Below are 25,481 nucleotides of genomic sequence, written 5' to 3' on the forward strand. Positions count from 1 at the left end.
TATAATGTTCGCCCCGGTCGCTCTTGCGGGCCGCCTCAGCGGGGGGGGGGGGGCGGCCCGGGCGGCGCGCAACCCGCGCGCTGCGGGATGCCGGGCCCTCCGCCGTGTGCCGGTGGCTGCCGCGGCTCGCGCCGCACCCACGCCTGACGGTTTCGGCGGGTGGCCGAACACCCCCTTCCGCTTGGTGAGAGGGTGGAGCGCGAAAGCCAACCCCCACGAAGACGGGACGCGGACATGCAGGCCGTACGCAGCAGTACTGTCGAAATTCCGACCCAGGACGGCACGGCGGACGCGTATTTCGTCCACCCCGATGACGACGGGCGTCACCCCGCTGTGCTGCTCTACCAGGACGCGTTCGGGCCGCGCCCGGCGCTCAACGCGATGGCCGACCGGCTGGCCGCTGAGGGATACGCGGTCCTGGTGCCCAATGTTTTCTACCGCCAGGGCCCCGCCCCGGTGGTCCCGCTGCCCGAGCACATCGACCACGACAACCGTGGCCCGCTGATCGCCGGAGTGATGCCGCTGATGCAGGGCCTGACACCGGACCTGGTGGTCTCCGACGCGCACGCCTATCTCGGCTGGCTCGCCGACTGCCCCCAGGCCACCGACGGGCCGGTCGGCATCACCGGCTACTGCATGGGCGCCCGGCTCGCCCTGTACACCGCGGGCTCCTACCCGGACCGGGTGGCCGCGCTCGGTGGTTTCCACGGCGGCCGTCTCGCCACCGACCAGCCCGACAGCCCCCACCTCGCGGCCGCCACCATGACGGCGGAGGTGTACTTCGGCCACGCCGATCAGGACGCGTCGATGCCGCCCGAGCAGCAGGAGCTCCTGGAGAAGACACTCACCGAAGCCGGTGTCACCCACCGCTGCGAGGTGTACCAGGGCGCGGGCCACGGTTACACCCAGTCCGACACCTCCGATTTCGACTCCGAGGCGACGGAGCGTCACTGGACCGCTCTGCTGGACCTGTTCGGCCGGACCCTGCACGGCTGACGACTCTCGTCCGTGCCCCGGCGACGCGACGGCGCGGGCGGCTCTCGCGGCCTCCCCCGCCGACCCGTCAGTAGTCCGGCCAGGACGGGCGGTGGTCATCGCCTGGTACGTGGACCGCTCGCGGCTTCCGCGGGAACCATCGCTTCACCGTGCGAGCGATGCGCCCGGCTGGAGCTGCCGGTTCAGCCGGGCGGAGAGGGACGATCACGGGGATGCGGGGAGGGATGGGCCTGGTCCGGGTGCTGAAAACGGGCTCGTACGGTTGCCGGGGGGCAGCGCGGTTGTAGCGGCGCGGCGTCCTGATGGGCAGGCCGGCGCGTGTGCGGCCAACCGGGCGGTGGGCGGCCCGGGGTCCCCCTCGTACGCCTGAGGTGGTGCCGACGACCTGCTCTCTCACGAAGGCCCGGTCCGCAGTCCCGACGTCGGCCACCGGAGCAGGGGCGCCATCTGGCTGTCCGTCCGGTGGGGCGTCGAGGAACCGGATCGTGAAGTTCACGGGCGGGCTCTGCGCCGCTCGCAGGCAGTCCCATACCTGCTGCCAGCGCCGGACACCGGCCGGCTCGACGTTCAGCGCCTCCATGAACGCCGTGAGGTGGGCGCGTGAGGGAACGGCCTCGCCCCTCAGAATGACGCTCAGACTGCTCTTGGGCAGACGGTGGCGCTTCCCGTCAGCAGTCTTGCCCGCCGCCCTCTGCAGCTCCGCCAGAGACGGCTGGCCTTCCCTGACGCGCATCTCGACCATGACGCGCCGTAACGTGGCGAAGCTGTCGACCACGTCGGGCCGCGTCGCTACGGAGTTCAGCATGGAGCGCACCGACGATGCCAGGGCGGTGTTCTCGGCGGTCCCGGCGGTCCCGGTGTTCTCGGCGGCCCCGGTGTTCCGGGTGTTCCCGGTGTTCCCGGCAGTCCCTGCGTTCTGAAAGGCCGGCGAGTGGGCCGAGCCCCGCTGTTCGGCACTGCGCGCGGCCTTCCACAGCCACAGCGCCTGCCCGACATCGGCCTCGCACGCTCTCACATAGACGAGCACCAGCCGGCGGGACGGGACCGTGCGGCCGCTGGCGCCGCGCGACAGCATCGAAGCACTGAACTGGTGACCGGTCAGCTTGGCCATTGCCGCGTAGGTGACGCCTCGGCGCTCGCGCTGGGCACGTAGCCACAGCGCGAGCGCTTCGGACTGCCGGGTCGATGCGGCAACGGCGTTCTCACGCCGTCCCATGCGGCTGTCAGATCACCGGGTGCGGGAGCCGGGCCGCCGCGCGTACGGCCCTGACGTACCGGCAGGAGACGTACAGAGCACCGGTGATGAACTCCAGGGCGCCGGGCATCGGTTTCCCGGTGGCCGCGAGCACCGTGGCCACGACGAGGACGACAACCACGACGACCGTCTCCGTCGTCGTCAGAGCCCCCGCGGAAGGGCCCCTGCCGGGGGCCGGAGAAGAAGAGAGTGAACGCATGCGTTACCACCTGTCGTCATGTCACGCCCCTTTCGGAGCGCGGTGATTGGCTGCACCGTGAACAGCCGGAGGCGACTTCCAGGTCGGCCCTCCAGCCGCCTGGATCCTCTCACCGGTGGTTCGGCCACCACCATGTGCGGCCTCCGGGAAGGGGGCATTGATACCTGGGCGTCCAGGAATTCACCACCGCCTGAGAGGCGGGACGGCACCACTGCCAGCCAGAAGACGCAGATCAGGGAAACAGACCCATTAATTTCATTCAGTTTCGTCCAGCTGCCATTGCCGAAGCGGGGCACCCGGTGCCATCGTCCTTACAACGCCGCCTCCAGCTCTGCTGCCGAGGCCCCCTGGCGTCGTGGCTGCACCATGAAACAGGGACTGGGCATCACCGCGTTCCAGCGCGGCGCCCGAGAAGGTGGCGCACCCTTCACCAGGTGCGCCACCACTCAGCAGCGTCACAATCCGGCTGCTTCGCCCCCCTGGTACGCGGTACGGTGCGCCGATGCCAGCGATCAGGAAGTTCCAAGTCACCTTTGACTGCGCGGAGCCTGAGCGTCTCGCCCGCTTCTGGTGTGAGGTGCTGGGGTACGTCATGCCGCCGCCACCGGAGGGGTTCACCACCTGGGACGATTTCAACCGCACCCTGACTCCTGAGAAGCGGGGATCATGGTCGGCCTGCAGTGATCCCTCAGGTGCCGGCCCGCGCCTGTACTTCCAGCGCATCCCCGAAGGCAAGACCGTCAAGAACCGGGTGCATCTCGACGTCCGGGCCGGCACCGGGCTCGTCGGGGACGAGCGCCTCGCCACGCTCGAAGCCGAGTGCGCACGACTGGTCGCGCTCGGTGCGATCCATGTGCAGACGCTGTACGCCGACGAGGAGAACGAGTCGTGCATCCCGATGCTGGACATCGAGGGCAACGAGTTCTGCATCGACTGAGAGGAGGAGGCCGGCGCCCCGGCAGCCGCGCCGCCGGAAGGACGCCGTGCCGATGTGTCCGCCGGGCATGCCTGACGTGACGACGCCCGCCGCCCCGGGGGGGGGGGGCACCCCCCCGCCCGGGGTCGGGGGGGGGGGGCCGGGGGCCCGGGGCCCCCCACCCCAAGTCCCGGGACGGCCTCAGGCGCGGAGAAGGACCTTCCCCACATGCACCCCGGAGTCCAGCACCCGGTGTCCTTCGGCAGCGAGGGCCATGGGGAGTTCCTGGTCCACCACGGGCCGTACCCGGCCGCCGGAGACCAGCGGCCAGACATGCTCACGGACCGCGGCGACGATCGCCGCCTTCTCGCCCAGCGGCCGCGCACGCAGCGATGTGGCCGTGATGGCGCCCCGCTTCCCCAGCAGCGCCGCGAGGTTCAGCTCGCCCTTCGCGCCGCCCTGCATACCGATCACCGCAAGACGCCCGCTGGTCGCCAGCGCCTCCACATTCCGGTCCAGGTACTTCGCACCGACGATGTCGAGGATGACGTCTGCCCCGGCCCCGCCGGTCGCCTTCCGGATCTCCTCGACGAAGTCCTGCTCGCGGTAGTTGATCAGTACGTCGGCGCCCAGCTCCGCACAGCGGGCCAGCTTCTCGTGGCTTCCCGCGGTGACGGCCACCCGCGCTCCCACCGCCTTGCCCAGCTGGATCGCCATCGTGCCGATCCCACTGGAACCGCCGTGCACCAGCAGCATCTCGCCGGGGCGCAGATGGGCGACCATGAAGACGTTCGACCAGACGGTGCAGGTGACTTCCGGCAGCCCCGCCGCGGTGACGAGATCGATCCCTTCCGGTACCGGCAGCAGCTGTCCGACGGGTACGGCGACCTTCTCCGCGTACCCCCCGCCGCCCAGCAGCGCACACACCTCGTCGCCGACGGCCCACCCGGACACCCCGGGCCCCAGCGCCGTGATCCGCCCGGAGCATTCCAGGCCGGGATAGGGCGAGGCCCCGGGAGGCGGGTTGTAGAAGCCCTGGCGTTGCAGGACGTCGGCACGGTTGACGGCGGACGCCACGACCTCGACGAGGACTTCGCCCTCGCCGGGGACGGGGTCGGGCACTTCGGCCCAGACAAGCGCCTCGGGACCGCCGGACTCGGGGATCGTGATCGCATGCATGATCGCGAGGCTACTCCGCGCCGGCGCCCGTCGCCTTGGAGGAAACCCGGACAATCGCGATCACCCGGTCGGTGAGCTGGAGCGGGCTGGCGTCGGGGTCGTCGTACCCGAGCAGCCGGTGCCCGCGCTTCACGGTGACGACCAGATCGTTCACGTCCCGGACGCTCCGGCCGACCTCGGCCTTTATGACCGGCCGCTCGACCAGATCGAGCCCGCTGCCCTGCTGGATCAGATCCTCCATCACGGTCCCCGCGCTCGGGCTGAGCACGGAGAGACCGAGCAGCCGTCCCGCCGCACTGGCGCTCGTGATCACCGCGTCTGCGCCGGACTGGCGCAGCAGCGGAGCGTTCTCCTCCTCGCGCACCGCGGCGACGATCTTCGCCCCCCGGTTGAGCTGCCGCGCGGTCAGCGTGACCAGTACGGCGGTGTCGTCGCGCTGGGTGGCGATGACGATCTGCCGGGCACGCTGCAGCTCGGCGCGGAGCAGTACGTCACTGCGGGTCGCATCCCCGATGACGCCCGCGAAACCCTCCGCGTTGGCGGCCTCGATGACCTTGCTGTTGGGGTCGACGACGACGATCTGCTCGCGCTTCAGACCGGTCGCACACAGCGTCTGCATCGCGGAGCGGCCCTTCGTACCGAATCCGACGACGACGGTGTGGTCACGCAAGCGGAGCCTCCAGCGGTTCAGCCGCCACTCCTCCCGGGTGCGCTCGGTGAGCACTTCGAGAGTGGTGCCGACCAGGATGATCAGGAACAGCACGCGCAGCGGCGTGACAACCAGGATGTTGGTGAGCCGCGCACCGTCGCTGTACGGGACGATGTCGCCGTACCCCGTGGTGGAGAGGGTGACCGTGGCGTAGTAGAAGGAGTCGAGCAGGTCGACCGTGCTGTCGGCGTTGTCGTGATAGCCACCGCGGTCCAGCCAGACGATGAGGGCCGTCACCACCAGCACCAGCAGCGCGATCAGGACTCGCCTGCCGACCTGCCGGAGCGGTCGCTCGACCACCCGCCGGGGTAGTTTCACCCGGCGGGTCACCAATTTTTCCCCCACCTGCCGGTCGAGGGCATCATGACCGGGCAGTTTCACGTGAAACACTCCTCAGCCCACGGCAGATCGAGGATCTCCAGCAGCTGTCCGGCCCGCGCACCGCCGGACGGTACGACGGCGAGTCCGTCGGCGGCGGCGACACCGCGAAGCATCGCCGGCCCATGGAAATGCAGCGGAACCACCTCATATGTCCGGTGCACCACAGGCACGAGTCGGGTGTCGTACGGGTGACCGTGCACCTCTTCGCTTACAGGCATGGCATAAGCCTCCACGACAGCGCGGCCCGCGAGGGCCCGCATCAGCGGATCTGCAAGTGTCAACAGCCCCGATACGGCGGCCAGCGGGTTCCCGGGGAGCCCGACGAGGTGGCGGCCATCGGCCAGCCGGGCGAGCAGCATCGGGTGGCCGGGGCGCACGGCGACGCTGTCGACCAGCAGCTCGGCGCCCAACTGGTGGAGGATCGGGTGGACATGATCGACCGGCCCGGCCGCGGTGCCCCCGGTGGTGACGACGACATCGGCCGGGGAGCCGGCGACGGCCCGCCGGAGGGCCTCGGCGTCGTCGCCGAGATGCCGGGTGGCCAGGACCTCGGCGCCGAGCGTCCGCAGCCAGGGCCCGATCATCGGCCCCAACGCATCCCGGATCAGCCCGTCATGCGGAAGACCGTCGGCCAGCAACTCATCGCCGAGCACCAGCACTTCCACCCGGGGCCGGGGGAGGACCGGCAGCTCGTCGTAACCGGCCGCAGCTGCCAGACCGAGCACGGCAGGGGTCACCAGGCCCCCGGTCGGCAGCAGTTGGTCACCGGTCCGGCACTCCTGGCCACGGGGCCGGATGTCCTGCCCGGTGACCACATTGCGCTGCGCGTACAGCTGTCCGGCGCGGTCGTCGGCCCGGGCATGTTCGGAACGGACGACGGCGGTCGCGTCACGCGGGATCCGGGCACCGGTGGCGATCCGTACGGCGTCGCCGTCGGCGAGCGGGCCGGGCTCGGCCCGGCCGGCGAGGGCACCCTCCCCTCCGCTGATCCGCCAGGGCCCCGGGCCGGAGACGGCCCAGCCGTCCATGGCCGAGGTGTCGAAGGACGGCAGATCGGTGAGGGCGGTCAGCGGTCCGGCCAGGGTCAGGCCCAGCGCCTGGTCCAGCGGCGCCTGCCGCGCGGACGCCGCCACCGCACGCCCCGCCCGCGCCGCACGGAGACGGGCATCGGCCCAGGGCGCGGCACGGTGCTTCTCCGGCCCGGGGGACGACCCCCGGGCGGGCGGGGCGTCGACACCTTCACCGCGGGCCCGAAATGCGGCTTCTCCACCATGGGCCCAGGATGCGGCTTGTCCGTGGGCTCCGGATGCGGTGCCGGGCGCGGCGCGCTCCCCGGATGCGGCAGGGCCGTTCGCGCGGTCGGCGGGGTGGCTCCCGGATGCGGCGGGCTGCCGGCCGGCCGCACGGTGGTGTGACGATGCGGTGGGCTGCGGGGCGGCTGGTGGCTCTTTGCTGACGAGCGCGAGCGCTTCTTCCAGGTCGCGGTCCTGCTCATCCGTCATCCGGCGTCGGTCCCCTTGGCCGCTCCGGCTTCGTCGGCCCACCGGTTGGCGAGCGCGGCGGCCCTGCGTGCGGCCGTGGCAACGGCCTCCGGCCCGTCCTGTTCCGCCTTCGCCGCGGCATAGCCGACAAGGAAGGTGGTCAGCGGCGCGGCCGGCCGGGCGACGCCGTGTGCGGCATCGCGAGCCAGGTCGAGGAGGACGCCGGTGTCGACATCGAGCTCGATGCCCAGCTCGGCTTTGACTGCGGTGATCCATTCATCAAGCACATACCCATGCTCCCTGATACGGGCACGTGCCGATGCCACGTCCTCCCAGGTGTCGCAGTCGAACGAGGCCAGGGGGCCCGCGGCGATCCGGGCGAGCTCCAGCCCGGAGGTGAGCCGCCGCAGCGGCAGCCCGGCGAGCGAACCGTGCTCGGCGGTGAGCAACGCGAGTCCACGGCGCAGGGCGTCGGTACGGTACGCCGCGACGAGGGGCTGGTCACGGCCGCCCGGATCGGTGAGCAGCGCCCCGTCGTGCGGGCCCGCAGCCAGGGCGCCGAGCAGGCCCGGCACGGTGTCCGCACCCAGAAAGGGCAGGTCGGCGGAGAGTACGAGCACGCTGGGGGCCGACACTGCGCGCACCCCGGCTCCGAGCGCCGCCAGCGGGCCGCCACCGGGCGGCTCCTCCCGGGCCCAGACCACAGGCCGCGCGGTCTCCCGTCGCCCCCCGACGACCACAATGGTCCCGGCCCCTCGGCAGGCCCCGAGCACCCGGTCGAGCAGTGTCAGCCCGCCCACGGTGAGGCCGGGCTTGTCGGCACCACCGAGCCGCTTGGCGGCCCCTCCGGCGAGCACCACGGCGTCATACAAGGTCATCCCGCGAGTATGGGCCGCCGCCGGGCTCCACGGAATCCCGCGTCACCCTTCACCCCCGTCATCCTCCAGCCGGTGCCGCCAACCGCCTGGTGCCGCCCAGCCGGTCCCGCCAGCCGCCCGGTGCCGCCCACCCGGTCCCGCCGGCCGCCCCGTACGGTCCACTCCGTGCCCACCCAGCCGGTCCCGCCGGCCGCCCGGTGCCACCAGCCCCAGCCACCCGGCGCTACTCAACCGGGTGCGCCAGGCACCCGGCGGCACGCACCCGGTGCCGCCTGCCCGGTACCGCCAGCCACCCCGTACGGTCCACCCCGCACGGTCCGCCCCTTCCACCCAGCCGGTCCCGCCAGCCACTCAGTGCTACCCACCCGTGCCGGCGCCCACCCGGTCCCGCCAGCCACCCGGCCCCAGGCAGCGGCCTGGACCCAGGCAGCACACGCCTCGCGCCGGACCCCGCCCCCGCAAGCCCGGCCTGATGACCCGACCCGGCCCGGATGAAAGGCCCTAAACCCCCCGCAGCAGTACCGCCGGCTGCTCGACACAGTCCGCCACATAGCGGAGAAAGCCGCCTGCCGTCCCGCCGTCACAGACCCGGTGGTCGAAGGTGAGGGAGAGCTGCACCACCTGCCGTACAGCGAGTTGCCCCTCGTGCACCCAGGGCTTGGGCACGATCCTGCCGACGCCCAGCATCGCCGCCTCGGGGTGGTTGATGATCGGCGTCGAACCGTCGACCCCGAACACCCCGTAGTTGTTCAGCGTGAACGTGCCTCCCGTCAGCTCCGCCGGGGTCAGCCTTCCGTCTCTGGCCGCCTCCGTCAGCCGTAGGAACTCCTCGTTCAGCGACTCCGTGGTGCGCCCATCGGCCCCACGTACCACCGGCACCACAAGGCCGCGTTCCGTCTGCGCGGCGAATCCCAGGTGGACCGAGGGAAGGCGCACGATCTCCCGTGCCTCGGTGTCCACCGTCGAGTTCAGCTCGGGGAAGCGTGCCAGAGCCGCCGTACAGACCCGGGCCAGCAGTGCCAGTACCGAGATCTTCGGGACCGCCGGACCGGCCGCCGCATTCATGGCGGCCCGCGCGGCCATCAGCTCGGTGGCGTCCGCGTCGACCCAGCACGTCGCATCGGGTATCTCGCGACGGCTCCGCGCGAGCTTCTCCGCGACGGCACCACGCACCCCCCGCAGCGGAACCCGCTCCCCCGCAAGCGCGGCAGCAGGAGTAGCCGCAGGCGTGCTCGAAGCCGCAGCCGCGCCAGACGCCTCAGCCACCTCAGTCTCAGCCCCAGCCCCTGCCGGCGCCGTCCCGGTCACCGCCCGTTCGGTGCCGTCCACCGCCGATGTACGTATCGCCTGCTCCACATCGGAGCGCAGGATCAGACCATCGGGCCCGCTGCCCGACAACTCCCTCAGCTCCACACCGTGTTCGCGCGCCAGCCGACGCACCAGCGGAGAGATCACCGGTACCGGACCGGCCCGGAGCGCGGAGTGCGGGACAGAGTCCGGCCGGGTGCCGGTGGCCATCTGCACACGCCGCCGCCGCGTGGTCACCGCGCCGCGTGTCCCGTACCCCACGAGCACGTTCCCCGACGAATCGTCAGCAGATCCCGAGGCACCCGAAACCCCCGCTGCTCCCGCTGCCCCCGAAGCTCCCGAAGCTCCCGAAGCTCCCGAAGAACCATCAGCGCCACCACCGTCAGCACCGCCCGCGGCGCCTCCGGTCGCGGTGCCCACCTCCGGGCCGACCGTCACCGTCAGCAGAGGTGAGCCGACCGGCAGTTCGGTGCCCTCCTCGCCGAACCGGGACGTCACCATGCCCGCGTACGGGCAGGGCACCTCCACCATCGCCTTGGCCGTCTCGACCTCGACGACCGGCTGGTCGACGGCGACGACATCGCCGACCTCCACCAGCCACCGCACGATCTCGGCCTCGGTCAGCCCTTCCCCGAGGTCGGGCAGCCTGAACTCCAGGCAGTTCACATCGGATGCGTCAGAAGCTCCGGAAACAGTGGACATCAGCTCTCCGCCTCCCACTGCAGTCGTGCGACCGCGTCCAGCACCCGGTCCACCCCGGGCAGATGGTGACGTTCCAGCATGGGCGGCGGATACGGGATGTCGAACCCGGCGACCCGCAGCACCGGCGCCTCCAGATGGTGGAAGCAGCGCTCCGCCACCCGGGCGGCGATCTCCCCGCCGGGCCCGCCGAATCCGGCCGACTCATGGACCACGACCGCCCGGCCCGTCCGCCGTACCGAAGCGCATACCGTCGCATCGTCGAACGGCACCAGCGAGCGGAGGTCCACGACCTCCAGGTCCCAGCCCTCCGCACGGGCCGCCTCCGCCGCCTCCAGACAGACCGGCACCGAGGGCCCGTACGTCAGGAGAGTGGCGCTGCTGCCCGCGCGCCGTACCACGGCCCGGCCTATCGGCTCCACGGCGGCAGGCGCGTCCGGCGACCACTCGGCCTTCGACCAGTAGAGCCGCTTCGGCTCCAGGAAGATGACCGGGTCGTCGGAGGCGATGGCGGCACGGAGCAGCCCGTACGCGTCGGGGACCGTGGCCGGTGTGACGACATGGAGCCCCGGAGTCGCCATGTAGTACGCCTCGGATGAGTCGCTGTGGTGCTCGACCCCGCCGATCCCGCCGCCGTACGGCACCCGCACCACGATCGGCATCGGCAGCGCACCCCTGGTGCGATTCCGCATCCGCGACACATGGCTGACGAGCTGTTCGAACGCCGGATAGGCGAAGGCGTCGAACTGCATCTCCACCACCGGACGCAGCCCGTACATCGCCATACCGACCGCTGCCCCGAGGATCCCGGCCTCGGCGAGCGGCGTATCCGTACAGCGGTCCTCGCCGAACTCCTTCGCGAGGCCGTCCGTGACCCGGAACACCCCGCCGAGCGTCCCGACGTCCTCCCCCATGACATGCACGGTGGGGTCCTCGGCCATCGCGTCGCGCATCGCCCTCTGGAGGGCCTGCGCCATCGTGGCCGGCTTCACCGCGACTGTGCTCACCGCCCGGCCTCCGCTTCCAGCTCGGCGCGCAGTTGCTCCGACTGCTCACGCAGCTGCGGCGTCGGCGTGTCATAGATCCCGGCGAAGAGGTCCATGGGGTCGAGCGGCGGATCGGCGTTCATCCGCCCGCGCAGCTCCGCCGCCATCGCCTCGGCGGCCTCGGCGGCCGCCTCCTTGCGCTCCTCGTCGAGCAGCCCCCGCCCGGTCAGCTCCCGCTCCAGGAGCCGGACCGGGTCGTGCGCCCGCCAGGACTCCACTTCGGCGTCCGCCCGGTAGCGCGTGGCGTCGTCGGCGTTCGTGTGCGCGTCCATCCGGTAGGTCACCGCTTCGACCAGGGTCGGGCCACCGCCGGAGCGCGCCCGCCGGACGGCGTCGGAGAGCACCTGGTGCATGGCCGCCGCGTCGTTCCCGTCGACCAGCCGGCCCGGCATTCCGTATCCCACTGCTTTGTGGGCCAGCGAGGGGGCGGCGGTCTGCTTGGCGAGGGGCACGGAGATGGCGAAGCCGTTGTTCTGCACGAGGAAGACGACAGGGGCGCGCCACACGGCGGAGAAGTTCAGCGCTTCGTGGAAGTCGCCCTCGCTGGTCCCGCCGTCCCCGACCATCGCGAGCGCCACCACGTCGTCCCCGGCCAGACGGGCGGCGTGGGCCAGGCCGACCGCGTGCGGGAGCTGGGTGGCGAGGGGGGTGGACAGCGGGGCGATACGGCGCTCCCGTGGGTCGTACCCGGTGTGCCAGTCGCCCCGCAGGAGCGTCAGCGCCTCGACCGGGTCCAGTCCGCGCGCCACGGCCGCGAGGGTGTCGCGGTAGCTGGGGAAGAGCCAGTCCCGCTCCTCCAGGACCAGCGCCGCGGCCACTTCGGAGGCCTCCTGGCCGGTGGACGACGGGTAGACGGCGAGCCTGCCCTGCTTGGTGAGGGCCGTCGCCTGCGTGTTGAACCGCCGGCCGTGCACCAGTGCGTCGTACAGCCGGAGCAGCAGCTCCCTGTCGAGCCCGGCAGCGGACTCCGTACCGAGCACCCGGTACGGCTCCGGGTCCGGGAGCAGCGGAGCGGGGTCGGTGCGGAGCTTCCATGCCGGGTAGGCAGCAGCACCGGGCAGCTCTTGGACCGTCATGCCAGACACCTCCTCGTGGGAGCGGGAGGGCGCATCGCCAGTGATGCGCCTCACCTACCGATTGTTCGGTCGAAAGCGCATTTTGGCTACTGACCCCCTCAGCCTGTGGACAAACGGTTCTCCACAGCCTGGGATAGAAGCAGGTCGTCCATGACGGAGAGGCGGGGGCAGGTGGCAGCTGAACAAATGGCCGACGAGGGCGGGCGTCCTCCCGCACGCCCGCTGGACGCCATCGACCGCGACATCCTGCGGATCCTCCAGCAGGACGGCCGCGCGTCGATACGGTCCGTCTCGGACCGCGTCCATGTGTCGCGCGCCAACGCGTACGCCCGGATCAACCGGCTGATCGAGGACGGCGTGATCCGCGGGTTCAGCGCCCGGGTCGACCATGAGCGCGCCGGCCAGGGGTCGTCCGCCTACATCACCCTCAAGATCGTCCAGAACTCCTGGCGCACGGTCCGCCAGCAGCTCACCGAGCTGCCGGGCACGGCTCATATCGCCTTGGTCAGCGGCGATTTCGATGTGCTCCTGCTGGTACACAGCGCGGACAACAGGGCGCTGCGGGAACTCGTCCTGACGAAGATCCAGGCCATCCCCGAGGTGCTCTCGACCCGGACCCTGCTGGTCTTCGAGGAGACGGACCTGGACCCGGCCAAGCCGACGGACCTGGACAGTCACCGGGACGAGTGATCCCGGGCCCGCAGGGCACGACCGCCCAGGTCAGCGCGGAGGAGCGGTACGCAGCCCCTCGAACGCCAGCTGTACGACGGTCTCGGCCAGCTGGTCCGCGTCGGGGCCCGCGCCCGGCGCCGGGCGGACCCACTCGACCAACGAGTTGATCATCCCGAAGAGCAGCCGGGTCGCCAGCCGTATGTCCACGTCGGAGCGGAGATCCCCGTCGGAAACCGCCGCCTTCAGCAGCTCGGCCACCCGCTGGTCGAACTCCCGGCGCCGCTCCATCGCCCAGCGCTCGGTCCTGGTATTGCCGCGCACCCGCAGCAGCAGCGTCACATAGGGGAGTTCCGCCATCAGCACATCGACCGTACGGCGCGTGACGTACTCGACCTGCTGGATCGCGCGCCCCCGCGCCGCCCCCGGCTCGTCCAGGACACCGAAGAGCCCGTCGATGGCGCGGCTGACCGCGCGCCGCAACAGCTCTTCCTTGCCCGCGACATGGTGGTAGATCGAGGACTTGGAGATGCCCGCGGCCTGCGAGAGATGCTCCATGGACGTGCCGTCGTAGCCGCGCTCGTTGAAGACCCGCACCGCGACCGTCAGCAGGGTCTCCGGTGTGTACGTGTCCCGCTTGGGGGTAGCCATCAGATCGTCCCGCCCTTCTCCGGATGGACGTACGACTGCCGGTACAGCGCGAGCGACGGCGCATAGCGGCCACTGGGCACGCGCGCGTGGAGTTCGTCGAGCAGCTCGTGCGCCCAGGCACGGCCGAGCCTGCGCCCCCATTCGACCGGCCCCAGCGGATAGTTCACGCCGAGCCGCATCGCCGTGTCGATGTCCTCTGCGGACGCGACGCCCCTGGCCAGGGCGTCCGCCGCGAGGTCCACCAGCATCGCGACCGTCCGGGCCACGATCATGCCGGGGACGTCCCCGATGACACTGACCTTCTTGCCGAGGCTCTGGAAGAGACCGATCGACTGGCGCAGCGTCTCCCAGCCGGTGACCTCGGACGCCGACAGCGCGATACGGGTGGCGGACCGGTAGTCGAGCGCCAGGTCGAAGTAGACGACGTCGCGGAACTCGGCGGAGGTCTGCCCGTCCGCCAGCACCAGCTGGCCCCCGCTGGGCAGCACGATCCTGCTCCCCCCGTCCTCCTCGTCCTCACGCACCGCGATCCCCGCCTCGCGGGCCATCGCGACCAGCTCGGCCGCGGGCCCGAGGTCGCCCTCCACCGTGATTCCGGACGGGGCCTCGGTGGCCGGGGCGGTGTGCGGCTCGGGCCTGACCGCGCCCTCCTCGTACCCGTACCAGCCGTGGCCGCTCTTCCGGCCCAGCCGCCCGGACTCGACGAGCCGCTGCTGAGCCAGTGAGGGACGGAACTTGGGGTCCTGGAAGAACGCGTCCCAGACCGAGCGGGTGACCGCTTCGTTGACGTCCTGGCCGATCAGGTCCGTCAGCTCGAAGGGGCCCATCCGGAAACCGCCCGACTCCCTGAGCACCGCGTCGATGGTGGCGGGATCGGCGCCCCGCTCCTCGTGGACCGCGAAGGCCTCGGCGTAGAAGGGGCGTGCGATGCGGTTGACGATGAAGCCGGGGGTGTCGGTGCAGCGTACGGGGGTCTTGCCCCAGGCCTTCGCCGTCGCGGCCGCGAGCCGGGCGCTCTGTTCTTCGGTCGCGAAGCCGCTGACGATCTCGACGAGGGGGAGCAGCGGCGCCGGGTTGAAGAAGTGCATCCCGACGAAACGGCCCGGGTGGCTGAGCGCGCTCGCGATGGCGGTCACGGAGAGGGACGAGGTGTTGGTCGCGAGCAGGCAGTCCTCGCTGACGATGTCCTCAAGAGTGGTGAAGAGTTCCTGTTTGGCGGGGAGTTGTTCGAGGATCGCCTCGATCACGAGCCCGGCGTCGGCGAGCTCGGCCGGATCGGCGGCGGGCAGCAGCCGGTCCCGGGCGGCGTCCCGCTGCGCCGCGTCCATGCGGCCTTTCGCGACCAACCGGTCCAGCCGGGCGGTGATGGCTTCGGCGGCCTTCTCCGCGCGGCCGGGCAGCGCGTCGTGGAGGCGCACCGGATGTCCGGCGACCAGGGCGACCTGGGCTATGCCCTGGCCCATGGTGCCGGTGCCGACGACGGCGACGGTACGGCCCGGCGCCAGGGCGGGCAGGTGTGCGGTGGCGGTCATGGGGCGATCTTCCCGTACGGAGTTATCCACAGTCTGAGCGGACCCCCTTGTCCCGACCGATCGTTCGGTTACTCTAACTCTGTCCACCTGTCCTGCGCAGCTCGACGAGGAGTTGTTCCGCGATGCAGCTGACCGAGCTGTCCAAGACCCATCGGCCCACGCTCGACCAGGCCCTCGAAGCGATCCGTACGCGTGCGTACTGGACGCCGCACCCCGAGCACCCCAAGGCGTACAGCGGTGACGGCAATGCCGCCTTCGACGCGCTGCTCGGGCAGCGCATCGATCCGGGCCAGCCAGGAACCGACGACTGGACGGGCGGCGAAGTATCGCCGTACGGAGTCGAGTTGGGCATCACCTATCCCCACCCCGATCTGGATGTGCTGCTGCCCGCGATGAGCACGGGCACGGCGGCGTGGCGCGCGGCCGGTCCCGAGACCAGGGCCCTGGTCTGTCTGGAGATCCTGGCGCGGATCAGCGCCCGTACGCCGGAGTTCGCCCACGCGGTCATGCACACCAGCGGCCAGGCGTTCATGATGGCCTTCCAGGCGGGCGGCCCGCACGCCCAGGACCGCGGCCTTGAGGCCGTGGCCTACGCCTATGCGGAGCAGGTCAGGACGCCGTTGTCGGCCGACTGGTCCAAGCCGCAGGGCAAGCGCGATCCACTGGAGCTGCGGAAGTCCTTCACCTCGGTGGGCCGGGGCATTTCCCTGCTGATCGGCTGCAACACCTTCCCCACCTGGAACGGCTATCCGGGCCTGTTCGCCTCGCTGGCCACCGGGAACCCGGTTCTGGTGAAGCCGCACCCACGCGCGGTGCTGCCGCTCGCCCTCACTGTCCAGGTGGCCCGTGAGGTCCTCTCCGAGGCCGGGTTCGACGCGAATCTGGTGGCGCTCGCCGCCGAACGGCCCGGCGAGGGGATCGCCAAGGCACTCGCGGTCCGTCCGGAGATCAGGATCATCGACTACACCGGTTCGACCGCCTTCGGCGACTGGCTGGAGGCCAACGCCGGCCAGGCGCAGGTCTACACGGAGAAGGCCGGGGTGAACACGGTCGTCGTCGACTCCACGGACGACTACAAGGGCATGCTCGCCAACCTGGCGTTCTCGCTCTCGCTGTACAGCGGCCAGATGTGCACCACCCCGCAGAACCTGCTGATCCCGGCCGAAGGCATCACCACGGACGCGGGACCCAAGAGCTACGACGAGGTGGTCGCCGACCTCTCGGCCGCGGTCGCGGGACTCCTCGGCGACGACACCCGGGCGAACGCGCTGCTGGGGGCGCTGGTCAACCCCGATGTACGGGACCGCCTCGAAGCGGCCGCGGATCTGGGTGAAGTGGCTCTCGCGTCACGGGAGATCACCCATCCGGACTTCCCGGGGGCCGTGGTCCGTACACCGGCGATCGTCAAGATGGACGGCGCGCGGAAGCACTGGGACACGGAGGATGCCGACGCGGCCTATCTCTCCGAGTGCTTCGGCCCTGTCTCCTTCGCGGTAGCCGTCGACTCGACCAGGTCGGCCCTTGACCTGCTCCGTCGCACGGTCCGCGACAAGGGAGCGATGACGGTGGGCGCGTACACCACATCGACCGAGGTGGAGCGGGCTGTGGAGGAGGTCTGCCTGGAGGAGTGCGCCCAGCTTTCGCTGAATCTGACGGGCGGGGTCTACGTCAACCAGACCGCGGCTTTCTCGGACTTCCACGGCTCGGGCGGAAATCCGGCGGCGAACGCAGCGCTGTGCGATGGCGCGTTCGTGGCCAACAGGTTCCGGACGGTGGAGGTCCGCCGCCAAGCGTGAAGGCGGGGGCGCAGGGCCGGGGGGTCCGATGCAGGGCGGGCCAGGTCTGCCGCAGGCCGGCCCGCTCAGTCGATCAGGGCGTACCTCTGTACCCAGGCGTGCATGGCGATCGCCGCGGCGGCGCCCGCGTTGATCGACCGGGTCGAGCCGAACTGCGCGATCGAGCACACCAGCTGTGCGTGCTTCCGGGCCTCCTCCGTCAGCCCCGGCCCCTCCTGCCCGAACAGCAGCACACACCTCCGCGGCAGCTCCGTCCGCTCCAGTGGGACCGCGCCCGGGAGATTGTCGATCCCGATGATCGGCAGGCCCTCGGCAGCGGCCCAGGCGGTGAGGGACTCCGTGTCCGGGTGATGGCGCACATGCTGGTAGCGGTCGGTGACCATGGCCCCACGCCGGTTCCAGCGCCGCCGCCCCACGATGTGGATCTCCTTGGCGAGGAAGGCGTTGGCGGTACGGACGACCGATCCGATGTTGAAGTCGTGGCTCCAGTTCTCCACCGCGACATGGAAGTCGTGACGCCTGGTGTCCAGATCCGCGACGATCGCTTCCCGCGTCCAGTACCGGTAGGCGTCGACCACGTTGCGACGGTCCCCCGTGGCGAGCAGTTCCCGGTCGTACTGCGCGCCCTCAGGCCACGGCAAGGGGTGCGGCCCGACGCCGATTTCAGCCACGAAGACATCGTCGTACTGCGTCGGCTCGCCGGCACGCTCCGACAGCACGGGCGCACCCGGCGCGTCACCGGACGCTCCGGGTGCATCAGGTGCACCGGGTACACCCGTTGCGTCGGATGCTTCAGGCACTTCAGGTGTTTCCGGTGCTCCGGGGGGTTCCGGTGCTTCGGGTGTTTCGGGTACTTCGGGGGGAGTCTCGCTGGTCACCCCACGAGCGTACGGGGCTGCTCGCCCTGCTCCCCCTCGGCCGTACGAGGTGCCACCACCCGCCCGCGCCGCGCACCGGTTCGCGCGCGGGCGGTCAGCATGGCTGCCCGGCCGCCCAGCCAGAGCAGGAACCCGGTCGGCAGAAAGACCGCGTCCGCCGCGATCATCGCCATCGAGAAGAACGGCAGGCCCAGCAGCACCGCGATGCCGGCATGCTCCATGATCATCGCGACCAGCAGCACGTTCTTGACGCGCCGGTTGAAGAGGGTGAAGGGGAAGGCCACCTGAACGATGACCGTGCCGTACGTCAGCAGCATCACCATCACACCACTGGCGGCGAGCAGTGAGGACAGGGCCGGCCAGGGCGAGAAGTAGTGCAGATTGAGCGGGTAGTAGAGGGCCGTGCCGTCCTCCCAGCGGGAACCCTGGATCTTGTACCAGCCGGCCGTCGAGTAGATCAGACAGACCTCGGCCGCGATCACGACGAGACCGGCGTTGTGCGCGAGATTGGCGAGCACGTCGAGGAAGGTGCGGGGCTCCCCCGGCGCCATTCGGCTCACCACCCACCACAGGCCCTGGACCAGCCACATCGCCCAGAAGATCAGCGCCCAGCCGCCGCTCATCTTCCCGAGCAGAGTGATCACGAGAAGCGCGACACCGAGCACCGACCAGAGCAGCGGTCCGACCCGGCCCCCGGCAGGTTCGGAGGCGGCGGGGCCGCCGGTTTCGGCAGCCTTCGCGGTACGGGCCGCCCGGCGCGCGTCCAGCGACCAGACCTGTGAACAGCGCGTCACCAGCAGATAGATCGCCATGATGTGGATGACGTTGTCCCCGCCGTCGCCCGCGAAGATGGACCGATTCTGCAGTGACAGCACGCCGACCATGAACATCGCGGACGCGAAGCGCGTGTGCCAGCCGAGCAGCATCAGCACGCTGGACAGCACGGCGAGGGCGTACACCACCTCGAACCACGCCGTGGAATCCGACCACATCAGAGCGGTGAACGCGTGGTTGCTGTCGACGAGCTGCCTGGCCAGGCCCCAGTCCCACGGGGAGTGGGGCCCGTACAGCTCACGGCGGTGCGGCAGTTCGCGCAGGAGGAAGAGCAGCCACGTGGCGGAGAACCCGATCCTGACCACCGCGGCCTGATAGCGGCCCAACGGGGCTGCGGTGATGCGCTGGATGCCGCGCGCGATGGCGAGGCCGACGTTACCGAGGTGGTCGGTGTCGCTGCCGCCACCGGCGCTGTTGCCGGTGCCGTCACCGCCGGCGCTGTAACGGCCGGTGCTGTTGCCTGTGGTGTTGGCGTTACTGCTGGCTGAGGTCACCGGCCGGCCTCCGTACGGTCCGCAGGGACGACTGCCCACCAGGGCAGGACCCGGTAGGAGACCTGTGTGTTGATCTTCTCCTGGCTCCACGGGGGAGCCTTCACCGAAGAGGTCGCCGAGCGGACCTGTATCCGCTCGATCGTGGCACCGTTCCGCTGCTCGTCACTCAACCGCATGACGACGATGCGGCGGATGTACCGCTCGGACAGGTCGCCGCGCAGCCCGACCGGCTGGTTGTCATTGTTGTGGGAACCAGTGAAGAAGTCCCAGCCACGACGGAGCTCGTTCTGGTCGACGTGGCTGGGGAGAGGGTTGTGGTGGAGGGAAGCCCCGTCCTCGGCTGACAGATCGGTCCAGCCTGTGGTGGTGAGTCCGCCACTCTTCGTGCGTATTTCTGCACGGGCCTGAACGTCGATGTTCTGCTGGAGCGGATTGGGTGCGAAGAGCTTCCAGTTCTGCTCGAACTCGGGGTAGATCCAGTCGTCCACCGCCTTGCCGTACTTCTTGCTCACCGTGTTCGACGGCGCGACATGCAGAAAGACCATCGACAGGTGGACAGCGGTCAGCACCCCGATGAGCCCGAGCGCGATGGCCGCGGCCACCTGGTACGGAAAGGAGAGCGCGACGATCCCACGGCCTTCCCCGGCAACCCCACGGGGCTCGGGGGCGCCATGAGACTCGTAGCTCCCACCGGGCTCGGGAACCTCACGCTGCTCGTCGGCCTCACCCGACTCACGAGCCCTGCCCTGCTCGGGGGCCTCACCCGATCCAAGACCATTGCCCGGCTCGGCGGCCCCATCCGACTTGGACGCATCGCCCGACTCGGTGGCTCCACCCGACTCGGAAGCCCCGACAGCCCCATCGGCCCCGACAGCCCCGTCGGCCCCGGAAGTCTCCACGGGCTTTCGGGGCGGAGGTGGAGGTGGAGGTGGTGGAGCTTTTGGAGATGGAGCCTCGGGCCCGCTCGCCCCGGGCTCCTCACTGCCGTACGAATCCATCCCGCCCCGATCCCCTTTGGTGCCCGCCGGTCTTCAGGCCAGTTATCCACAGGGTTGACACCCTAAGGGCCCTCGCCCCACCATTGAAGTCCATGAACCGAACGATCGGTCGGTAGGGGGCACGCGATGGCGACAGTGGCGTACGGGACGGACGGGGCACCACAGCCCCCGGCGGCCCCGGGCCCCTCAGCGGCGCCCGGGGCCGGACCTGACGAGATGAGGCAGGCCGCCTTCGACGCCGCTGTGGCCGCGGACGAGCGGATCGAGCCACGGGACTGGATGCCGGACGAGTACCGCGCCTCACTCGTACGTCAGATGGCCCAGCACGCCCACTCCGAAATCATCGGGATGCAGCCCGAGGCCAACTGGATCACCAGGGCCCCCTCCCTGCGCCGTAAGGCGATCCTGATGGCGAAGGTCCAGGACGAGGCAGGACACGGCCTGTATCTGTACAGCGCGGCCGAGACCCTCGGCACCGGCCGCGAAGAGCTGCTGGACAAGCTGCACTCAGGACGTCAGAAGTACTCGTCGATCTTCAATTACCCCACGCTGACCTGGGCCGATGTCGGCGCGGTCGGGTGGCTGGTGGACGGCGCTGCGATCACCAACCAGGTGCCGCTCTGCCGCTGCTCCTACGGTCCGTACGCGCGGGCGATGGTCCGGGTCTGCAAGGAGGAGTCCTTCCACCAGCGCCAGGGCTTCGAGCTGCTGCTCACCCTCAGCCGTGGCACACCTGAACAGCACGCGATGGCCCAGGACGCCGTGGACCGGTGGTGGTGGCCGTCGCTGATGATGTTCGGCCCGCCGGACGACCAGTCCGCGCACTCCGCGCAGTCCATGGCCTGGAAGATCAAGCGGCACTCCAACGACGAGCTGCGCCAGCGTTTCGTGGACATCTGCGTCCCCCAGGCCGAGGCCCTGGGTCTCACCCTCCCCGACCCCGATCTGCGGTGGAACGAGGAGCGGGGCCGGCACGACTTCGGCAGCATCGACTGGACCGAGTTCAAGGAAATCCTCAAGGGCAACGGCCCCTGCAACGAACAGCGGATCACCCAGCGCCGCCGGGCCCACGAAGAGGGCGCCTGGGTGAGGGAGGCGGCGACCGCGTACGCCGCGAAGACAGCAGCCGGTGCGGCGCCGAGCGCCGGCGCGGCAGAGCAAGGGAAGGCGCCCGCATGACCGCCACATCCGAGAACAGCCCGGCCACCGGGGAGTGGCCGCTGTGGGAAGTATTCGTGCGCTCACGGCGCGGGCTGGCTCACACCCACTGCGGCAGCCTGCACGCACCCGATGCCGAGATGGCCCTGCACCATGCCCGCGATCTCTACACCCGGCGGAACGAGGGCGTCTCCATCTGGGTGGTTCCCTCCACCGCTGTCACCGCCTCCTCGCCCGACGAGAAGGACTCGTTCTTCGAACCGGCCGGTGACAAGCCCTACCGGCACCCCACGTTCTACGAGATCCCGGAAGGGGTGCAGCACCTGTGAGCGCGGCTCTCGCCCTCGGCGACGACGCACTGGTCCTCTCCCACCGCCTGGGGGAGTGGGCGGGCCACGCGCCGGTACTGGAAGAGGAGGTGGCCCTCGCCAACATCGCCCTCGATCTGCTGGGACAGGCACGGGTGCTGCTCTCCCTGGTGGGGGACGAGGACGAACTCGCCTATCTCCGCGAGGAGCGCACCTTCCGCAACCTCCAGCTGGTCGAGCAGGAGAACGGCGACTTCGCACACACCGTCGCCCGCCAGCTCTTCTTCTCCACCTACCAGCACCTGCTGTACGACCGGCTGGCCGGCGGAGCCGGTCCCCTCGCTCCGCTGGCGGGGAAGGCGGTCAAGGAAGTCGCCTACCACCAGGAACACGCCGAGCAGTGGACCCTGCGGCTGGGCGACGGGACAGCCGAGAGCCATGAGCGGATGCAGCGCGGTCTTGACGCGCTGTGGCGTTTCACCGGAGAGATGTTCCAGCCGGTCGAAGGGGTGGACGTGAACTGGTCCGGCCTGGAGGACAGCTGGTCGGCTTCCGTGACGGAGCTGCTGTCGCGGGCCACCCTGTCCGTGCCGTTCGGGGCACGGACAGGGGCCTGGTCCGCGGGGGCGGGGCGGCAGGGCCTGCACACCGAACCGTTCGGGCGGATGCTCGCCGAGATGCAGCATCTGCACCGCAGCCATCCGGGGGCGACATGGTGACCACCACACCGCTCGAAGCGGAACTGCGCAAGCTCGCCGGAGCCGTCCCCGACCCCGAGCTGCCGGTGGTGACACTGGAGGAGCTGGGAGTGCTGCGGCGGGTGGAGATCCTGGGCCCCGGCCGGGTCGCGGTCGAGCTCACCCCGACCTACACGGGCTGCCCGGCCATCGAGTCGATGTCCTGCGACATCGAGCGGGTCCTCCACGAACACGGAATACCGGATGTCTCGGTGCGCACCGTGCTGTCACCTGCCTGGTCGACGGATGACATCAGCGACGAAGGCCGGCGGAAACTGGCCGAGTTCGGGGTGGCGCCCCCGCGTCCGACCGGCCCTGTCGCCCTTGCGCTGGCCATCCGCTGCCCCCACTGCGGATCGACCGACACCGAGCTGCTGAGCCGGTTCTCGTCCACGGCCTGCAAGGCGCTGCGCCGCTGCGCCTCCTGTCACGAACCCTTCGACCACTTCAAGGAGTTGTAGATGTTCCATCCGCTCCGGGTCAGCGCGGTCGAACGGCTCACGGACGACGCCGTGGCGATCACCTTCGCCATCCCCGCGGAGCTGCGTGAGACGTTCCGCCACACCCCCGGCCAGCATGTGGCCCTGCGCCGCGTCGTGGACGGCGCGGAGATCCGCCGTACGTACTCGATCTGCACTCCTGCTGTCGGCGCCCCCGACGAACCGGTCGTGCGGGTAGGGGTGCGGCTGGTGGAGGGCGGCGAGTTCTCCACATACGCGCTCAAGGAGCTGGGCGTCGGGGACACCGTCGAGGTCATGGAGCCGATGGGCCGCTTCGCCTTCGGGCCGCGACCGGGCCGGTTCGCGGCGATCGTGGGAGGCAGCGGCATCACACCGGTGCTCTCCATCGCGGCGACCCTGCTGGCCCGTGAGCCGGATGCGCGGTTCTGTCTGATACGCAGCGACCGCACCGCGGCCTCCACGATGTTCCTCGACGAGGTCGCCGATCTGAAGGACCGCTGGCCGGACCGCTTCCAGCTGGTGACCGCACTCTCCCGGGAGGAGCAGCAGTCGGGTCTGCCCTCGGGCCGACTGGACCAGGAGCGGCTGGCAGGGCTGTTGCCGGCGCTTCTGCCGGTCCCGGACGTGGACGGTTGGTTCCTGTGCGGACCATTCGGTCTGGTGCAGGGCGCGGAGCGGGCGCTGGAGGGGCTGGGAGTGGCCAGGTCCCGTATCCATCAGGAAATCTTCCATGTCGACGACGGCACCTCCACCGCCGAGGCACCCGTGGTGCCGGTGTCGGCGGCCGGTCCGGCGCACAGCACGCTGACCGCCACCCTGGACGGACGGTCGGGCACATGGCCGGTGCAGAAAGGGGATTCGCTTCTCGAAACGGTCCTGCGGAGCCGTTCCGACGCACCGTATGCCTGCAAGGGCGGGGTGTGCGGAACATGCAGGGCGTTCCTGGTCTCGGGTGAGGTGCGGATGGACCGCAATTACGCGCTGGAGCCGGAAGAGACCGAAGCCGGTTATGTGCTGGCCTGTCAGTCGCACCCGCTGACACCGGAAGTGGAGCTGGATTTCGACCGCTGAGAGCGATCCTGTTCGCTTCGCCGCCGGTGTTCCGCATCTCGGCCCGTTGCCCTAATCTGACGCAGCATCAGAAATGCTGGACAGGTTGAGCGGGTCGGCGTGGGAGGACAGGGCTGTGGACTTCACCTTCACCGAGGAGCAGCAGGCGGCCGTAGAGGCGGCGAAGGCGGTCTTCTCGGGCGTCGCGCCCGACGGAGTGCCCAGCCCGGCGCTCACGGCGGGCGCGGTGGCCGAGGACTTCGACCGGACCCTGTGGGGGAAGCTGGCGGAGGCGGATCTGCTGAGCCTGGTTCTGGCGCCCGAGTACGGCGGGGCAGGGCTCGACGCGATCGCGCTCTGTCTGGTGCTGCGCGAGTCCGCCCGGGTGCTGGCCCGGGTGCCCCTGATGGAGACCAGCGCGGTCGCGATGGCGGTGGAGCGTTACGGCAGCGCGGAGTTGAGGGAAGCGGTCCTGCCTGCCGTGGCCCGTGGTGAGCTGGTCCTCACCGTCGGCGCCAACGGCCGTACCGGCCACGATCCCGCCGAACTCGCCGTCACCGCACAGCGGGACGGTGACAACTGGGTCCTCGACGGGGTCCAGACAGGGGTGCCTTGGGCACAGACCGCGGATCTGATAGCGGTACCGGCCCACACCCCTTCAGGAAGCGCGGTATTCGCGCTGATCTCCCGTAACGGGCCGCGGGGGTCCGCCGGCGCCGCTGAGACCTCCGGAGTCACTCTGGCCGAGCAGATCTCCACCAGTGGAGAGCGTTTCGCTGAGGTGCGGCTGGACTCGGTCCGGGTCCCGGGCCGCGATGTCATCGAGGCCGACGGCGCCTGGGAGTTGCTGCGCGATCTGCTGACCACCGGCACCTGTGCCCTCGCGCTGGGCCTGGGCGAGGGGGTGCTGACCATGACCAGCGCCTATACGAGCAAACGGGAACAGTTCGGTTTCCCGGTCGCCACCTTCCAGTCGGTCGCCGTCCAGACCGCGGACCGCTACATCGACCTTCGCGCCATGGAGGTGACGCTCTGGCAGGCGGCCTGGCGCCTCTCCACCAGCGCGGGCGGACCGCTTCCCGCAGCCGGGGACATCGCCGTGGCCAAGATCTGGGCCTCCGACGGTGTACGCCGTGTCGTCCAGACCGCACAGCATCTGCATGGCGGTTTCGGGGCTGACACCGACTATTCGCTGCACCGGTACCACGCGTGGGCCAAGCAGGTGGAACTCGCACTCGGCCCGGCCGCAGCCCACGAGGAAGCACTGGGCGGCCTACTGGCAGCCCACCCCCTGGGCTGACCCCGCCGGGAGGCCGGCCGGGACGCGGGAGGGCGGCCTGGGTGCGTCAGTCCAGGGGCGCCACGGAAGGGCAGCCTGGGGCGCCAGTCTCGGGGGCGCCAGTGTCAGCGGCGTCAGCCAGAGTCAGAGGACGTACGCGGCGTCTCCGCCGTCCGTCACCATCGGGCGCCCGGCGCCTTCCCAGGCGAGCATTCCGCCGTCGACGTTCACCGCGTCGATCCCCTGCTGCACCAAGTACTGGGTGACCTGGGCGGAACGGCCGCCGACCCGGCAGATCACGAACGCCCGCCCGCCCTCGGCCACCGCCTCGGTCACCTCACCGAAGCGCGCCACGAACTCACTCATCGGAATGTGCAGGGCCCCCTCGGCGTGCCCGGCCGCCCATTCGTTGTCCTCCCGGACATCGACCAGCAGGCCGTCGGCCGGTACCGCCGCGATATCCACCTGGGGCAGCGGGGCGAAATTCATGGGTCATGCCTTCTCTCATGTGCA

Annotated in this window: 25 protein-coding genes; 10 read left to right on the forward strand and 15 right to left on the reverse strand. The window is 70.6% G+C overall.

Features of this window, described 5'->3' with window-relative positions; translation table 11 throughout:
* The first annotated feature begins 234 nt into the window (after positions 1-234).
* Positions 235-996 carry a dienelactone hydrolase family protein gene (locus ACFXBC_RS07070; RefSeq protein ID WP_385019577.1) on the forward strand — a complete coding sequence of 254 codons (762 nt, stop codon included), beginning with the start codon at positions 235-237 and terminating at the stop codon, positions 994-996.
* Positions 997-1,063: 67 nt separating this feature from the next.
* On the opposite strand, the gene ACFXBC_RS07075 is transcribed toward ACFXBC_RS07070, so the two are convergent.
* Together ACFXBC_RS07075 and ACFXBC_RS07080 are read right to left on the reverse strand one after the other, a co-directional pair.
* Positions 1,064-2,212: a helix-turn-helix domain-containing protein gene (locus ACFXBC_RS07075; RefSeq protein WP_385019579.1), complete on the reverse strand. Its 1,149-nt coding sequence runs from the start codon at positions 2,210-2,212 to the stop codon at positions 1,064-1,066.
* Between the two features lie 7 nt (positions 2,213-2,219).
* The gene (locus ACFXBC_RS07080) at positions 2,220-2,450 is read right to left on the reverse strand and encodes a hypothetical protein (protein WP_385019581.1); all 231 of its coding nucleotides are present in this window, start codon (positions 2,448-2,450) and stop codon (positions 2,220-2,222) included.
* A gap of 502 nt (positions 2,451-2,952) precedes the next feature.
* On the opposite strand from ACFXBC_RS07080, the gene ACFXBC_RS07085 reads away from it, so the two are divergent.
* Positions 2,953-3,387 carry a VOC family protein gene (locus tag ACFXBC_RS07085; protein ID WP_385019583.1) on the forward strand — a complete coding sequence of 145 codons (435 nt, stop codon included), beginning with the start codon at positions 2,953-2,955 and terminating at the stop codon, positions 3,385-3,387.
* Between the two features lie 180 nt (positions 3,388-3,567).
* Here ACFXBC_RS07085 and ACFXBC_RS07090 read toward each other — a convergent pair whose 3' ends face one another.
* From ACFXBC_RS07090 to pdhA, 7 genes are all read right to left on the reverse strand, one after another.
* Positions 3,568-4,545, reverse strand: a complete 978-nt coding sequence (locus ACFXBC_RS07090) for an NAD(P)H-quinone oxidoreductase (RefSeq protein ID WP_385019585.1) — start codon at positions 4,543-4,545, stop codon at positions 3,568-3,570.
* Positions 4,546-4,555: 10 nt separating this feature from the next.
* Positions 4,556-5,635 (reverse strand): potassium channel family protein, encoded by a 1,080-nt coding sequence (locus ACFXBC_RS07095; RefSeq protein ID WP_385019587.1) that lies wholly within the window; start codon positions 5,633-5,635, stop codon positions 4,556-4,558.
* On the reverse strand, positions 5,632-7,137 hold the full coding sequence (locus ACFXBC_RS07100) for a molybdopterin molybdotransferase MoeA (RefSeq protein WP_385019590.1): 1,506 nt from the start codon (positions 7,135-7,137) through the stop codon (positions 5,632-5,634). Before ACFXBC_RS07100 ends, ACFXBC_RS07095 begins: the two co-directional genes overlap by 4 nt.
* On the reverse strand, positions 7,134-7,994 hold the full coding sequence (locus ACFXBC_RS07105; protein ID WP_385019592.1) for an NTP transferase domain-containing protein: 861 nt from the start codon (positions 7,992-7,994) through the stop codon (positions 7,134-7,136). Before ACFXBC_RS07105 ends, ACFXBC_RS07100 begins: the two co-directional genes overlap by 4 nt.
* A 501-nt stretch (positions 7,995-8,495) precedes the next feature.
* Positions 8,496-10,004: a dihydrolipoamide acetyltransferase family protein gene (locus ACFXBC_RS07110; RefSeq protein WP_385019594.1), complete on the reverse strand. Its 1,509-nt coding sequence runs from the start codon at positions 10,002-10,004 to the stop codon at positions 8,496-8,498.
* Positions 10,004-11,008, reverse strand: a complete 1,005-nt coding sequence (locus ACFXBC_RS07115) for an alpha-ketoacid dehydrogenase subunit beta (RefSeq protein WP_385019596.1) — start codon at positions 11,006-11,008, stop codon at positions 10,004-10,006. Before ACFXBC_RS07115 ends, ACFXBC_RS07110 begins: the two co-directional genes overlap by 1 nt.
* Complete coding sequence (gene pdhA / locus ACFXBC_RS07120) at positions 11,005-12,123, reverse strand: pyruvate dehydrogenase (acetyl-transferring) E1 component subunit alpha (protein ID WP_385019598.1); 1,119 nt, start codon at positions 12,121-12,123, stop codon at positions 11,005-11,007. Before pdhA ends, ACFXBC_RS07115 begins: the two co-directional genes overlap by 4 nt.
* Positions 12,124-12,294: 171 nt before the next feature.
* On the opposite strand from pdhA, the gene ACFXBC_RS07125 reads away from it, so the two are divergent.
* A complete protein-coding gene (locus ACFXBC_RS07125; protein ID WP_385019600.1) occupies positions 12,295-12,813 on the forward strand; it encodes an Lrp/AsnC family transcriptional regulator in 519 nt (172 codons plus the stop codon).
* 30 nt (positions 12,814-12,843) lie between these two features.
* Here ACFXBC_RS07125 and ACFXBC_RS07130 read toward each other — a convergent pair whose 3' ends face one another.
* Positions 12,844-13,443: a TetR/AcrR family transcriptional regulator gene (locus tag ACFXBC_RS07130; RefSeq protein ID WP_385019602.1), complete on the reverse strand. Its 600-nt coding sequence runs from the start codon at positions 13,441-13,443 to the stop codon at positions 12,844-12,846.
* A complete protein-coding gene (locus ACFXBC_RS07135; protein WP_385019604.1) occupies positions 13,443-14,975 on the reverse strand; it encodes a 3-hydroxyacyl-CoA dehydrogenase in 1,533 nt (510 codons plus the stop codon). Before ACFXBC_RS07135 ends, ACFXBC_RS07130 begins: the two co-directional genes overlap by 1 nt.
* Positions 14,976-15,097: 122 nt before the next feature.
* On the opposite strand from ACFXBC_RS07135, the gene paaN reads away from it, so the two are divergent.
* Positions 15,098-16,771 carry a phenylacetic acid degradation protein PaaN gene (paaN, locus tag ACFXBC_RS07140; RefSeq protein ID WP_385019606.1) on the forward strand — a complete coding sequence of 558 codons (1,674 nt, stop codon included), beginning with the start codon at positions 15,098-15,100 and terminating at the stop codon, positions 16,769-16,771.
* A 65-nt stretch (positions 16,772-16,836) separates the two neighbouring features.
* On the opposite strand, the gene ACFXBC_RS07145 is transcribed toward paaN, so the two are convergent.
* From ACFXBC_RS07145 to ACFXBC_RS07155, 3 genes are all read right to left on the reverse strand, one after another.
* Positions 16,837-17,490: a TrmH family RNA methyltransferase gene (locus tag ACFXBC_RS07145; RefSeq protein ID WP_385019608.1), complete on the reverse strand. Its 654-nt coding sequence runs from the start codon at positions 17,488-17,490 to the stop codon at positions 16,837-16,839.
* Positions 17,491-17,645: 155 nt separating this feature from the next.
* Positions 17,646-18,977: an HTTM domain-containing protein gene (locus ACFXBC_RS07150; RefSeq protein ID WP_385019610.1), complete on the reverse strand. Its 1,332-nt coding sequence runs from the start codon at positions 18,975-18,977 to the stop codon at positions 17,646-17,648.
* On the reverse strand, positions 18,974-19,876 hold the full coding sequence (locus ACFXBC_RS07155) for a DUF5819 family protein (protein ID WP_385019612.1): 903 nt from the start codon (positions 19,874-19,876) through the stop codon (positions 18,974-18,976). Before ACFXBC_RS07155 ends, ACFXBC_RS07150 begins: the two co-directional genes overlap by 4 nt.
* Before the next feature lie 225 nt (positions 19,877-20,101).
* Between ACFXBC_RS07155 and paaA the strand changes: the two genes are divergently transcribed.
* From paaA to ACFXBC_RS07185, 6 genes are all read left to right on the forward strand, one after another.
* Positions 20,102-21,154 (forward strand): 1,2-phenylacetyl-CoA epoxidase subunit PaaA, encoded by a 1,053-nt coding sequence (gene paaA, locus ACFXBC_RS07160; RefSeq protein WP_385019614.1) that lies wholly within the window; start codon positions 20,102-20,104, stop codon positions 21,152-21,154.
* Positions 21,151-21,462, forward strand: a complete 312-nt coding sequence (paaB, locus tag ACFXBC_RS07165; RefSeq protein WP_385019616.1) for a 1,2-phenylacetyl-CoA epoxidase subunit PaaB — start codon at positions 21,151-21,153, stop codon at positions 21,460-21,462. Before paaA ends, paaB begins: the two co-directional genes overlap by 4 nt.
* Positions 21,459-22,160, forward strand: a complete 702-nt coding sequence (gene paaC / locus ACFXBC_RS07170) for a 1,2-phenylacetyl-CoA epoxidase subunit PaaC (RefSeq protein WP_385019618.1) — start codon at positions 21,459-21,461, stop codon at positions 22,158-22,160. Before paaB ends, paaC begins: the two co-directional genes overlap by 4 nt.
* A complete protein-coding gene (paaD, locus tag ACFXBC_RS07175; RefSeq protein ID WP_385019620.1) occupies positions 22,154-22,639 on the forward strand; it encodes a 1,2-phenylacetyl-CoA epoxidase subunit PaaD in 486 nt (161 codons plus the stop codon). The genes paaC and paaD overlap by 7 nt, the downstream gene beginning before the upstream one ends.
* Positions 22,640-23,710 (forward strand): 2Fe-2S iron-sulfur cluster-binding protein, encoded by a 1,071-nt coding sequence (locus ACFXBC_RS07180; protein WP_385019622.1) that lies wholly within the window; start codon positions 22,640-22,642, stop codon positions 23,708-23,710.
* Between the two features lie 115 nt (positions 23,711-23,825).
* Complete coding sequence (locus ACFXBC_RS07185) at positions 23,826-24,989, forward strand: acyl-CoA dehydrogenase family protein (protein ID WP_385019624.1); 1,164 nt, start codon at positions 23,826-23,828, stop codon at positions 24,987-24,989.
* Positions 24,990-25,112: 123 nt separating this feature from the next.
* On the opposite strand, the gene ACFXBC_RS07190 is transcribed toward ACFXBC_RS07185, so the two are convergent.
* Positions 25,113-25,457: a rhodanese-like domain-containing protein gene (locus ACFXBC_RS07190; RefSeq protein ID WP_385019626.1), complete on the reverse strand. Its 345-nt coding sequence runs from the start codon at positions 25,455-25,457 to the stop codon at positions 25,113-25,115.
* Positions 25,458-25,481 lie beyond the last annotated feature (24 nt).

The organism is Streptomyces sp. NPDC059398 (assembly GCF_042751845.1).
In the GTDB taxonomy this organism is placed as follows: domain Bacteria; phylum Actinomycetota; class Actinomycetes; order Streptomycetales; family Streptomycetaceae; genus Streptomyces.